This window comes from Alteromonas macleodii (genome assembly GCF_903772925.1).
GTDB lineage: Bacteria > Pseudomonadota > Gammaproteobacteria > Enterobacterales > Alteromonadaceae > Alteromonas > Alteromonas macleodii_A.
This window is the reverse complement of the sequence record NZ_LR812090.1, coordinates 885,952-898,610: the sequence shown is the minus strand read 5'-3', so window position 1 is coordinate 898,610 and position 12,659 is coordinate 885,952. Positions and strand designations below refer to the sequence as shown.

8 protein-coding genes are annotated in these 12,659 nt (G+C 44.2%); 2 read left to right on the top strand and 6 right to left on the bottom strand.

Going from position 1 to position 12,659, the window contains the following annotated elements; all coding sequences use genetic code 11:
- Nucleotide 1: 1 nt before the first annotated feature.
- The 5 genes from sstT to PCAR9_RS03935 form a co-directional block, all read right to left on the bottom strand.
- Nucleotides 2-1,222 (bottom strand): serine/threonine transporter SstT, encoded by a 1,221-nt coding sequence (sstT, locus tag PCAR9_RS03955; RefSeq protein WP_179982498.1) that lies wholly within the window; start codon nucleotides 1,220-1,222, stop codon nucleotides 2-4.
- A gap of 115 nt (nucleotides 1,223-1,337) precedes the next feature.
- On the bottom strand, nucleotides 1,338-2,759 hold the full coding sequence (locus tag PCAR9_RS03950) for a S41 family peptidase (RefSeq protein ID WP_179982497.1): 1,422 nt from the start codon (nucleotides 2,757-2,759) through the stop codon (nucleotides 1,338-1,340).
- Between the two features lie 124 nt (nucleotides 2,760-2,883).
- On the bottom strand, nucleotides 2,884-6,621 hold the full coding sequence (locus PCAR9_RS03945) for an AAA family ATPase (protein WP_179982496.1): 3,738 nt from the start codon (nucleotides 6,619-6,621) through the stop codon (nucleotides 2,884-2,886).
- Between the two features lie 4 nt (nucleotides 6,622-6,625).
- Entirely contained in the window at nucleotides 6,626-8,224 is a 1,599-nt protein-coding gene (gene sbcD / locus PCAR9_RS03940) for an exonuclease subunit SbcD (protein WP_232091110.1), read from the bottom strand.
- A gap of 260 nt (nucleotides 8,225-8,484) precedes the next feature.
- Nucleotides 8,485-9,777: a TMEM143 family protein gene (locus tag PCAR9_RS03935; protein WP_179982495.1), complete on the bottom strand. Its 1,293-nt coding sequence runs from the start codon at nucleotides 9,775-9,777 to the stop codon at nucleotides 8,485-8,487.
- A 208-nt stretch (nucleotides 9,778-9,985) separates the two neighbouring features.
- On the opposite strand from PCAR9_RS03935, the gene PCAR9_RS20165 reads away from it, so the two are divergent.
- Entirely contained in the window at nucleotides 9,986-11,284 is a 1,299-nt protein-coding gene (locus tag PCAR9_RS20165) for a PAS domain-containing methyl-accepting chemotaxis protein (RefSeq protein WP_179982494.1), read from the top strand.
- 119 nt (nucleotides 11,285-11,403) lie between these two features.
- Here the strand turns inward: PCAR9_RS20165 and PCAR9_RS03925 are convergent, their stop codons facing one another.
- Nucleotides 11,404-11,727, bottom strand: coding sequence for a DUF3718 domain-containing protein (locus PCAR9_RS03925; RefSeq protein WP_179982493.1), 324 nt, complete (start codon nucleotides 11,725-11,727; stop codon nucleotides 11,404-11,406).
- A 328-nt stretch (nucleotides 11,728-12,055) separates the two neighbouring features.
- Here PCAR9_RS03925 and PCAR9_RS03920 point away from each other — a divergent pair, with 328 nt between their 5' ends.
- Nucleotides 12,056-12,658: a YigZ family protein gene (locus PCAR9_RS03920; RefSeq protein WP_179985146.1), complete on the top strand. Its 603-nt coding sequence runs from the start codon at nucleotides 12,056-12,058 to the stop codon at nucleotides 12,656-12,658.
- The last annotated feature ends 1 nt before the right edge of the window (nucleotide 12,659 follow it).

Genomic DNA, 12,659 nt, shown 5'->3' with positions numbered 1-12,659 from the left:
TTTACTGGCCGCCTGCCCTTTCACACGCAGCGGCGGTAAACAAGACATCGGTGGAGCTATTTAATGCTGTTTCAGCAGAGTCTTGCAGTACGCCAACAATAAAGCCCACCGCAACCACCTGCATAGCCACTTCATTGGGTATATTAAACAGGCTACAGGCAAGCGGAATAAGCAGCAGCGAACCACCTGCAACACCTGAACTTCCACATGCTGATACCGCAGCGATAACGCTTAACAATACAGCAGTAGGGAAATCTACAGAAATTCCCAAAGTATTAACCGCAGCTAGCGTCAACACGGTTATTGTGATCGCAGCCCCAGCCATATTAATGGTGGCGCCTAACGGAATAGATACCGAATAGGTGTCCTCATCAAGCTTTAAGCGTTTACACAGCGCCATGTTTACCGGGATATTCGCCGCCGAACTACGAGTGAAGAATGCCGTAATGCCACTTTCTTTAAGGCATTTGAACACCAAAGGATAAGGGTTCTTTTTGGTTGCCAGTAATACTAACAAGGGGTTGGTCACTAGTGCGATAAATAGCATCGCGCCAATGAGTACCGTTAATAAATGAGAGTAACCAAGCAATGCTTCAAAGCCCGTTGTAGCAATGGTATTAGCTACCAAGCCGAAAATACCGAAGGGCGCGAGTTTAATAACAAAACCCACCACGGTTGTTACGCTATCTGCCATATTTTGCAGCAGTGCTTTCGTTGCCTCGCTAGCGTGTCGAAGGCCTAAACCTAGGCCTACAGCCCAAGTAAGAATACCGATGTAGTTTCCATTTACTAATGCATTTACCGGATTATCCACCATGTTATAAAGCAAGGTGGTAAGCACTTCCGACACCCCTTTCGGCGCAGCTTGGCTAACTTCTGAAGTCACTAAGCTTAAGCTGGTAGGAAACGCAAAGCTTGCCAATACGGCAGTTAGCGCAGCCAGTAACGTACCTAATAAATACAGTACTAGTACCGGTTTTATAAAAGTTTGCTCGTTTTGTTTGTGGTTAGCAATGGACGCCATGACCAAAACAAACACTAATAGAGGCGCTATCGCTTTAAGGGCCTTTACGAATAAACTCCCCAACAGCCCTGCAGATTGAGCAGCTGAAGGTGAAAAACTCGCTATCGCAATACCACATACAATACCGATGATAATTTGCAGTACCAAACTGCCATTCATGTAGCGCTGAAACAGGCTAGGGCGTGACGTTGAATCCATAAATGTTGGTCCATTATTATTTTTGACGACGCACCATAAAGGATAACGTTACACAAATGAACCTGTTTAGCCTTAGTTACTCGCAAATTACCGTATGCTTGCCGTTTATAAGGGTTTACATGCTTTCAAGTATCTTTTGCGTATAAGACGTCCACTCGTAAATAGGGATATCTTCGTCAATATAATAGTCTGGCTGGATGCCCACTCCATCAATGGCCATGTGGGGAATACGCAAACTTTTGGTTAAACTGTAATGCAAGGTAAAAGCACCGCTCGGCGAATTAGTTTGATACATATTAGAGATATCGAGCACACCCGCAGTGGTCTGCCCAAACAGCTTTACTTTCTTGCTTTGTTTAGCCGCCAGCAAGAACTGCTCAGCGGTGCTGCCATTACTTGAATCAACAAGTACGCCTATACTTTTTGGCAAGGGTTCAATTTTATCAAATTTCTCTACCGTTACATCTTCACCAATATTGATGTAGCTACCAATGTGTTGCTGAAGAATGTCATATCCGTCTTTAGCCCACTGCTTTTCTTCTTCATTGAAATGAGGGTTTTGCAAAAAGCCGAGCATTCTAGAGTTGTTAAGCTCGGTTGATAAGTATTCCACGCCTACAGTGCGAATAGGGTTGGTGTATAAAATTGGTAGCAAAGAAGCATAGCTTGCATCACTACCACCACCGTTTCCCCGGATGTCGATAATGAGGTTTTCGGTTTCTAAAATCGTATCCAGGTGCTCTGCGATAACGGCGTCGATATCTTTTTTGAGGGCATGGTCGAAAGACGGTATGCGAACTAATACTGTGTTCTCTGAAATTTTTTCGAATAGCGGAGCCTTTGTACTTAGTAGGCGAACATAGCGTGTTATTTCAGGCGACGATTCTTGTCGCGGTTCCTCTCGCGACATAACGATAAAGCTATTGCCCAACACCACTTCGTTGTTACCCAAGTACGTTATGGTCTCTATTTGTCTTGCAGAGTGATCACCCATAAAAAACGTTACTTTTGCGGCATTGTCGCCTTCAGGGTCGTTAACAATGAACTTTACTTGCCCTGCCTTCCATGACGGATTGGTACTTTCAACGATATAGCCTTTATGGACATTGCCTTCTTTTTTTAACGCAACCGTATAGCTGGAAAATTGCCAAATCCCCTCAAGAGACTCATCACTTTTAGTTTCTAAATGCTGTTTAAATGCTGATAAGTCGAAATCATGTACTTTCGATTCGATTACCATTTCGTTTGAATTATTTGTATTTAGCGCAAGACCTATATGCCCCTTGCGAAAAAATTTAAGCCAGTCGATAAGTACTGTGTGGCATTGCGGTTCGTTCTTCGCGCTTTGTGCCCGAGCCAAGATGGCATTGCTGTGGGCGGAATAAAGGTCCTGCCCTTTTTTCTCGACGCTATATTGAAAACCGGCATCGTTGTTTTCAAACGTGCTCTTTAGCCATTCAAACTCACTTTCACACTGAAAGGTACTACCGAAAGTACTGAAAGAGGCAAGAAGAGGAAATATTGCAAATCGTTTCACTATTTATGATGTCCATATCTACATTTAGGACGAATAACGTATCATACATCCATGAATTTGCGAGTGTTTGCTACGCACTTATTTGTAAGTAAACATTTGATAAATTTTACCTTGTGCGGTGAGGTCACCCCACCGCATAAGGCTTTTCTAGTGCACTTAAACCTACGCCATTGCGTTTTATCACTTTAAGCTGAGTAGGAATACGCTCTTTCATGGCTTCAATATGGCTTATCACACCAATCATTTTTCCGCTGGCATTTAAGTTGTCTAGTGCATCAAGGGCCACATCTAACGTTTCTGCATCAAGGGTGCCAAAGCCTTCATCCAAAAACAGTGAATCGATACTGGTCTTGTGACTGACCAAGTCAGATAAAGCCAATGCCAGTGCAAGGCTCACCAAAAAGCTTTCTCCGCCAGACAGGGTTTTGGTGTCTCGCACTACGTCACCTTGCCAGGTGTCTAATACACTTAAACCCAACCCTTCGTTTTCTTTTCGCATTAGCTGATAGCGACCGTGTAATTTATCAAGCTGCTGATTTGCAAGCTGCACTAAGTTGTCTAACGTAAGCCCTTGGGCAAACCGTCTGAATTTGTCGCCGCTGGCCGAACCAATTAACGAGTGCAGGTAAGTAATATCGTCGTAATAGGCCTCAAACGCGGCCATCTCATCCACAAGCTGCTGCTGCCTTTCGCGGGCTTGATTGTTAGCGTTTAGCTGCTGTTCAATTTGTCCTAAGGAAGATAACAATGTATCCCGCTGCTGTGCTAGTTGGGATATTTTCGTATCAAGCCACTGTGCACCGTGTTCTTCTAACTCTCGCTGCCACTGCGCTGTGTTAGCATTCGCTGTAAGCGATTGCCGTGTAGCAAGCACATTTTCTAGCTTTAAGTCTGCTTGTTGTTTTTGCTGTGTTAATCGCTTTTGCAGTTCAAGCAAGGTGTTGCGAGTATCTTCGTCTAAAAGCGCACTACTGAACGCTTGCTCGTCGGTAAATGGGCTACTCGCCAACTGACGGTTAAAGTGCTCTGTTGCCTCTTTAAGCGCCAGCTCTTTCTCGTTTAGTTGTTCACTAAGCTGGGCAATTTCTGCTTCTAAACGAGACAAAATAGTGTCCGTTTGCTGCAGGCGAGATTTGCATTCATTTACGTTTCGCTCAGCGTGCTCTTGGGCTTCGCTTGCCTTATTTCTGGTTTCAGCAATATCACCTTCAGGGAATACGGTTGAGCGCGAGTCTCGCAGTGCCTTTAGGCTAGTATCTAGCTGCACAAGCTCTTCAGTTACGCCCTTTAGCTGGTTGTCAGCGCTTTCGATATCGCGATTAAGCACAAGCAACTTGCTACTCACCTCTTGCAGCTCATCTTTAAGTTTAGCGTGTAGCTGATGATTGTGTTTATAGGTTTTAAGCGCTTCGGCTTTTTCATTTAACCACGTGGTAATTCCATCAATAGACAGGTTGTGAATGTCAGCACCGTGCGCTGTCATAGTCTCGCTTAGCGCTAAAATACCATCGTTAACCCTTTTTGTTTTACTCTCTAACTCTGTATTACGTTCGTTAAATTGCTTTTCCCAGGTTTCGCGCTGCTGCAGAGAAACTGCAAGTTCTGACTGTTTGCCTTGTAATGCCTGTTGCGCTTCATTTTTAGCCTGCAGTGCAGCATTTAGAGCTTGCTCGCACTCTTCTAAACGGGTTAATTGAGCACTAATATCATCAAGTCGAGTTTTAAACTGCTGGGTAAATTGAGAGACGCTTTGCGATGTATTAATGTCGACCTTTTCAAAGCTCGGTATATCAGCGCTAAGTACGCTTGAAATCTGCTGCCACTTTTCTAGCAGCGTATCTCGTTGCCCGCTTGCCTGTTCTAGCTGCTTATTAACCTGAGCAAGTGTGAATTCAGTGTGTGTAACACTTTCTTTTGCCCGCGCCCCTTGCTGCTCAATATCATCTAACTGCTGCTTTAAGCTATCTCGCTTTTGGATAGTTTCAGGTACATCAATAACCACGCTAGACGTGGTGTGCTCGTTTGCCCCACAGACAGGGCATGGCTCGCCACTTTTTAACTGTGCGCGAAGGTGCGCCACTTCAGCATCCAGGGCGATAAGCGCCTCTATGTCTTTTAGGTTACTACGAGTTTGCTTGTAAGCATCAACCAAGGCTTGGCGGTCAGATTGCTGCTGTGCTAGTTGCTTCGCTAAGTCCTCTTTCTGCGCACTCAGCGATACTTTGTCTTGCTCTAGTGCCAAATATTGCTGTTGAATATGCCCTATCTGTAATACGTTATCCCAATGATGAAGCTTATTATCTCGCTCTTGCTGAAGGCTTGCTTTGCTGGTTGTATTAGCACTATGAGTATCACTTGGTTTGTCAGATAGCGCGGCCTGAAGTGCCTTTTCGCACTTGGCTACTTGCACGTTTTTGTCATCGAAGGTCTGCGTTAAGGTGTTTAACGACTCATTTGTTTTTGCGATAGCTTCGTCTAGGGATGAAAGCGCCTGACGATCATTCTTTACGCTTTGTGTCAGTGTTTCTAACTGCTTCTGATCATGTTCAAGATGGCGCGCCGTTTCGCTCCAGCCACTTATAAATTCTGCCATGCCGCTAAGTGAGTGGTGTTCACGTAAGTAAGTTTCCAGTTCACCAAGCTTTGTTTTGTTATCTGCCGAAGCGTTTTCGATTTCTGTGCGCTTCAGCGTTAACGCGTTTATTGATTGCTTTAAACGTGCCGCGTTTTCGTTTGCTTTTTGCTGTTCAGTAGTGAGCTGCGCTATTTGGTTATCTAGCGGAATCACCTGCTCATTTATGCGCTTTTCAAGCTCACTGCTTTGTTGCTTTGTAAGCGCTAGCGCTTGTTCAGCGTTGGTCACTTCCAAACTGAGCTGTGCCTTTTGCGTTTTCACGTCGGGCAACTGGGCTGCTTTCTCTTCAAGCCTTTCTTTATAACGGGTTACGTCTTGCTGAAGCCCGTTTCTTTGCAAAAATGGCAGGCGAAGCTTTTCTGCTGGCTCACTTTGGGTTAGGAGTTCAAGCTCATGCTTCGCCTCATTGATGGCGTTATTCGCGCTCTGCTGCGCTCCACTGGCTTCTTTTATGGTTAGCTCATTGGCGTTAAACGCTTGTTGCCACTGCTGTTGCTTTTGTAACTGAACAAGTGTTTGGTTAGACGTTGCGACTTGGCTCTTGGTTTGTGCTTGCTCTTCTTCAAGCTGGGTGATTTGCTCGTCGCTAAGCAAGGTTACGCCTTCTAGCTTTATCGCAAACTCTTTTTTCTTTTGTTTAGCGTCACTAAATTGCTGATGTACCGCCTGTGATATCTGCCCGTAAATTTCGGTGCCAGTTAACTCTTCAAGCAGCTCCGCTCGGTCGGCCTCGTTAGCATTTAAAAACGCAGCAAAATCCCCTTGCGACAACATCATAGACTTGGTGAAACGGGCAAAATTAAGGCCGGTCAGCTTTTCAATCTCTTCACTTTTCGGCCTAACCTGGTAAGCCAATATCTTGCCGCTTTCAACTTCGGCTAGCTCAACTTCGGCACTTTGCAGATTACCGTCAACTTTTCCTCTGGCCCGACGCATACTCCAAAACGCACGGTATGCTTTGCCCTTAATATCAAACTCAACCTCCGCCAGGCACTCTGCCGTGCCGCGGGTCATGATATCGTTGTTTGACGTTGATATTGGCCCCAAGCGAGGGGTTTGGTGATAAAGCGCTAAACAAATGGCATCAAGCAACGTGGTTTTACCCGCCCCGGTTGGGCCTGTGATAGCAAACAGGCCATTGTCGATAAACGGCGACTGGGTGAAATCTATCTTCCACTCCCCTTTTAGGGCGTTTAGGTTTTTAAGGCGTAAGGTCAATATTCTCATTGTACTATTCGCCCTTCCGGTTGTGAGCTTGCTCTTGAGCGACGCCTTGCTCTAGCTCTGCCTTGCCTATGCCTGCTGTTGCAGTATGGCTTCCATTTTGCGGCGATGCTCCAGCGCTGGTTTTACCTACAGACCCTATTAGTGACGCTTCACCTGATAAATCGGCATCCTCATCATTGGTGTGCACCAGCTCTACCGCTTCATTAAATAGCTGCCTTATTCGGTTTATGCGTGAACAGCTTTTCTCTGACTCTGCTTCTTCTGTTTCGCCAGCGTTCTGTTCAGAATCTGTAAGGGTATCTTCCGTCGTTTCGCTTGCTGAGTATTCTCCTATGCTCTCTAGTGCCAAACGCGCTTCAAATACATCGTTTACCGACAGTTCGCTAAGCTGTACAATTTGCTTTTCCGTTAAGCTATTTACCGTGCGCTTACGCTTGCGTTTCAACTGCAAGATTTCAGCGTTTTTCCCCTCTAACAAGCCCTGAATACGCTGCTGCAAATCAGTCAGGTAGTCTTCTGTTTCAACTTCAATGCATAACCACACTGGGTCTTTAGAGCTAATGGCGTTATCCGTTGCGCTAACGGTTTTATTAAACTCGCTAAGGGCTTTATCCACTTCGCTAACGGCATCATCTGTTTGAGAAGCTAACGTGATGGCATCGCTCTTATTAATGGCCGCCTCAATCGCTTTTAAGTCGCCTTTTATTACTTCCATGGCCTGAAAGCGCGGTATCGGAAGCGTTGAGATAGTAGGCGTTGTGCTTTCAGATTCAAACGTTATCAACACTACTTGCTTTTGTGTGTTTAGTTCATCAAAACTTAGCGGTATGGGTGAGCCTGAATAGCGAATGTGTTCTGTCTTAGCGACTTTCTGTGGCCTGTGAATATGCCCAAGTGCAATGTAATCGGCGGGCGGAAACCCTTTGGCGTCAAAGCCTTCAAGGGTGCCGATGTAGATATCGCGTACACTTTCTGACTGACTCACGCCTAAAGCGGTTAAGTGCCCTGTAGCAATAATAGGAATGGCAGCGCTGTTTTCACTGCCGTCTTTTATTCGCTTTTCTTCCATTGAAGCGCGCAGTGACAAGGCTTCATTATAAAGCGTCCCATAATGCTGCTTTATCGCATCGCCAAGCGCTTGACGCTTGTCAGTGGCGCTTTGCCCTGCCTCACTAACAAGCACATCGCGTGGGCGAATAAAGGGTACGGCACACAGTACGGCACTGGGCTGCCCCTTGCGATCGTTAAGCGTAATGACTTGTTCACTCAATTCGCCGTATGTACTGGCAATTACGTGGCTATTTAAGTATTTCAGTAGCGCCTTACTTTCGTTCAATACCGATACTGAATCGTGATTTCCCCCCAGCACCACCAATGTACACTGCATCCCCTGAAGTTCACCGATAAACGCATGGTAGAGCTCTCTGGCGTAGCTAGGCGGCGTGCCCGTGTCAAACACATCACCCGCGACAATAATCGCATCTATTTGATGCACTTCTACTTGTTGAAGAAGCCATTTAAGGAAAGCGGCATGTTCGTTTTTGCGACTTTTCGTAAAAAAACTCTGACCTAAGTGCCAGTCAGATGTATGCAATATTTTCATGTAGAAGTGAACCAGGCTTGTTGCATTGGAGATAGAGAAACGCATTCGGCGCAATGGCGCTGCTGCTATGGAGTGTCGATGTTGATCAACGCACCGTACAGCAACTATAGAGATTTTATGGTTTTATGACAATGGTTTGGTAACTCTGTCGCCTATCTTAATACCTGCTTAATGCCTCTCCTATTTAAAGCGTAGACTTTGAAAGAAAATTAGGCGGAACAACCTAGTGTGCACAACCTATCAGTCGGTACTATAAACAATCAAACAGGTTGATATATATTATCCCAGAAATCATCGAGTATCTTCACAGCATCTTTCAGCGTTCGAGCGACAAAAACATCACCGTTTTGCTCGACCAACTGCATGGAGACCAATTTTTCAATTGCATCGGTAACGTCGAAATCGAGAGCGCAGTTGAGTTCTTCTAAAAAGTAGGTTTCTATTGCGCTATCAAGGTTTGCTAATGTCATTCCACCAGCAGCTATTTCACTGTCTGATTGCATCTTACAAAATGCCGCAGAGCCTTCACTGGATACACGACTGCATTTCAGTAAAAAAGTATAAGCTAACAAAGCTTCTTTGCTGTCCTCTTCCTCTGCTGCATCAATTAACGTATGAAACACGCCTGCATTATTGTCTAAATTTTTAAAATAGAGATTGTCAGACAAGGCTTTCATAAACCTAATTTTTCTGTTTTTAAACTTTGTCCATTCCTTAAAGATAAAACTACCAAATACACCCATGCCAATACCAAAAGTGATTAGGCTTTGCTTAGTCAATTCCACTTCATCGTCTTTAAAGCCAAGCCAAAAGGCCAGAAAAGATGCCATGAGAAGTAACGACGCGCCTAACTTAGTCACTAGTACCACGGTGCCACCTATTGCCGCCGATGCACTAATGATCAACTTATCGAGCGGACGCATTTTGACTTCGCTATTGGGAAACAGCATCTCCAAGTCTGCTTTAGGTACGTTTTGGAAAAGCTTCACTATGGTGGAGCCAGGTTTAAAGGTGACCGGCGTTTGCCCTTTCTCTTTGAAGTAGGCTTCATCTTTAAAAGTGATATAAACAGCTACTTTGTCATAGTTAGTAAACGACACCTGCTTTTTACGTAGCCCGAAAAAGGTACGTACAGTTTCAGTTTTTATAGAATCCCCCCGGCGATAAAACACTACATCTTCAAAGTCATCGAAGCTTACCGCGAGACGTACTTTGAACAAGGATTCTTCATTCAGTGCAGCTTCCAAATCATCATCTGTGACTTTTTCAAAATTTGCTGCGTTTAAGAGGCTGGCAAACCCCTTTGCAAACGCTTTTTGGTTCTGCTTGCGTACCCTTTCATTCGAAGGCTGTAATTCACGTGTGTCTTTATTAGGGTCGAAATGGCTATAACTGTTTTTCAACGCCTCTAATTGTTCATGGTACTGGTAGTGTATACGGCTGACTAACAACGTAGAGAAAGTGCGGAAAACCGCAGAATCGTGAGAGAGCAATCCCTCACATAAATTAGCGACATCGCGTTTACGAAAAGGAATAAATCGTTCTAATGGCATCGGGCGGTCTTATCAGTTTTATAAATTCTAGCTCAATGCAGATAGTTACTTCACTGTAATCAAAACACAACCATTCTTGGCGGAATTAAGCCCAATGGATAATACCTAGATCATGAAACCCGCCTAATGTCTAAACGAAATATTTCTTCAACATAGATAATCTATACTACACTTATTCAAAACTATGCATATAACTTCAGGAGACGTTATGTTCGTATCAAGCTCTCGATACAATAATGACATGTCGGCTCTTAGGGATGAGAGTCAAGGTTTGCTTGGTACGCTGGATGCGTTCAAAAATAATATGGCTTATGCCATCTACAGCACCGATGGGCAGTGTACCTATGCCTCTCAAGCATTACTTTCCATTTTGAATTATCCAAACTCCACTGTAGCTTCGTTTTCCCATGCTGCGATGCGTGTGGAAGGTATTGAAACCGAGTCTCAATACAAAGCGTTTTGGCAACAACTTGTGAATGGTGGCAGCTTTAGCGACACGGTTGCAAGAAAGTCAGCACTTGGTGAAACCAAATGGCTTAAAGCAAGCTATGTTACCGTGAATAGAAACGGTAGTGTGGAAATACACGCTATTTATCACGATATTACTGAGCACGAACAAGCGTACTTTGAAGGTAAAGCAGTCACTGATGCACTAAACAAATCAATGGCAGTTATCGAATTTGAACCAGACGGCACAATTATCACGGCGAATGAAAACTTCACTGCCACAGTAAAATACAGTTTGTCTGACATTCAGGGCAAACACCACCGCATGTTTTGCAATGATAAATTTTATCAAGATAATCCCAATTTCTGGGATAACCTTGCTCGCGGCAACTTCTCTTCAGGTCAATTCGAACGCGTCGATGCTAACGGTAATACGTTGTGGTTAGAAGCAACGTACAACCCTGTTTTCGATGCCTCAGGTCGCGTTACTAAAGTTATTAAATTCGCTTCAAATATTACCGAAGCAGTGAACGAAAAACATGCCATTGCTCAAGCGGCAGAGTTAGCGGTATCAACAGCAGAAGAAACCTCGCAGATTGCTGCCGATGGTGCCTCTTCCTTACAGCGCAGCGTAGAGACTTTCGACGCTGCTCTTTCAGAAGTTGAAGAAACCAATCTACTCATGCACGAGCTCAGTGAACAGTCGCTTAAGATTGAAACCATCGTTACGACCATTAGTGGTATTGCAGAGCAAACCAACCTGTTAGCCTTAAATGCTGCGATTGAAGCAGCACGAGCTGGCGATCAAGGCAGAGGTTTTGCCGTGGTTGCAGATGAAGTGAGACAGCTTGCACAACGCACTAGCGACTCGACGGTGGAAATAGAAAGCGTGGTTGCAGAGAACAGGAAACTTGCAGACAAGTCTACGAAGAAGATGGCTGGAGTAAAAGATAGCGTGGACCAAAACAGTCAGCAAATTGCGCAAGTTCAAAGCATAATTGATGAAATTCAAAAAGGTGCGTTGAATGTATCGGAGACGGTTTCGGGTATATTGCGTTAAAAAACGTTAGTGAGAAATACAAAGGGGCTATTGATATTCAATAGCCCCTTTCTTGTTAAGTCTCGATGGTATTTACTTTTTTAAGTCTATTAATTGCGCAATCACTTAAGTCGACAGTACTATTTATTGTATTCGACACTGGCGATATGCTGCTGGTGAATATTCAGGTATTTTTTAATACTATCTGCGTTATTACCGTACTGATCGACGAAGGCAGAGACTGTTAATCCGTTACATGTCATTTCTTTTGCAACGTACTTTTTGCCTAATGCTGAGTCTTTTATTTGATTGTGCAACTTCAATACGTTGCCCGAAGCCGCCGTTACGCATAGGTTAGACGTTACCGAGTCGTCAGTAGGGGTAAATTTTACGGAAGCAAAAGCACTTCCTGTGAAAAGTGTTGTAAGAGTAATAATAGCAATAGCAGTGGTACGTGATTTCATAGCATAATTTCCTTTTAGGGACGAAGTTACCTTGTTGTGGCATTACCTCTTAGCCACATTCACAACTAACATTGCTATTACAATCACTACGCCAACTTTGATAAATTCAATAAATTCATAAAGTTAACTAAAATAATAACAACAATCTTTCCTCTGTACTTCATATGAAAAACCATCTTTCAAGATAATTAGCCAAATAGTAGTATTTTTGACCACCCTATTTTCATAATTGCGTTCTGCTATTGGAACTATCCGCTATTCGACGACAGATTGCTTCACCTGGCTGATTGAGCTTAAATAAAAAACGGACTTGGCTTACAATGTGTCGATGACTTATCCCGTTCCTTCTAAACAGGTTGAAACCCTGTACGAAATAAAAAAAAGCAAGTTCATTGCTTGTGCCGGCTTTGCCAACTCTCGTGAAAGTGCAATGGCGCTTTTGGAAAGTGTTAAACAGCAGTATCCTGACGCCAGACATCACTGCTGGGCTTATGTCTTCGGAAACCCTAACGCGCCTACTAGTGCGGCTATGGCCGATGACGGCGAACCTAGCGGAACAGCAGGAAAACCCATATTGAATGTGCTTCAGCACAAAGATATTGGCGATATTATGGTTATTGTTACGCGGTATTTTGGTGGCGTTAAATTAGGTGCAGGAGGCTTGGTTCGCGCGTACTCCGCAGCGGCTCAGCAAGCCATTGACGCTCTTGAAATAAGACAAGAAATTAAGCTAGAAGCACTTAGCGTGGATATCGACTTTAAACATGAACAGTTCGTACGTCACTTGGTAGAACAAGCCAAAGGTAAAATTGCCAATTGCAACTATGGAAGCAGTGTAGCAATAGAGGTTGAGCTACCTTTAGATGCACTGGGTGACTTTAGAAAGCAGATGGCGCCCATCGCTTTTTCAGTATCTGCTAAAAACGAGTAAG

What these genes read in the sequence shown, in the direction of transcription:
- sstT (WP_179982498.1), bottom strand. Translation starts at nt 1,222, where the DNA reads ATGGATTCAACGTCACGCCCTAGCCTGTTTCAGCGCTACATGAATGGC.
- PCAR9_RS03945 (WP_179982496.1), bottom strand. Translation starts at nt 6,621, where the DNA reads ATGAGAATATTGACCTTACGCCTTAAAAACCTAAACGCCCTAAAAGGG.
- sbcD (WP_232091110.1), bottom strand. Translation starts at nt 8,224, where the DNA reads ATGAAAATATTGCATACATCTGACTGGCACTTAGGTCAGAGTTTTTTT.
- PCAR9_RS03935 (WP_179982495.1), bottom strand. Translation starts at nt 9,777, where the DNA reads ATGCCATTAGAACGATTTATTCCTTTTCGTAAACGCGATGTCGCTAAT.
- PCAR9_RS20165 (WP_179982494.1), top strand. Translation starts at nt 9,986, where the DNA reads ATGTTCGTATCAAGCTCTCGATACAATAATGACATGTCGGCTCTTAGG.
- PCAR9_RS03925 (WP_179982493.1), bottom strand. Translation starts at nt 11,727, where the DNA reads ATGAAATCACGTACCACTGCTATTGCTATTATTACTCTTACAACACTT.
- PCAR9_RS03920 (WP_179985146.1), top strand. Translation starts at nt 12,056, where the DNA reads ATGACTTATCCCGTTCCTTCTAAACAGGTTGAAACCCTGTACGAAATA.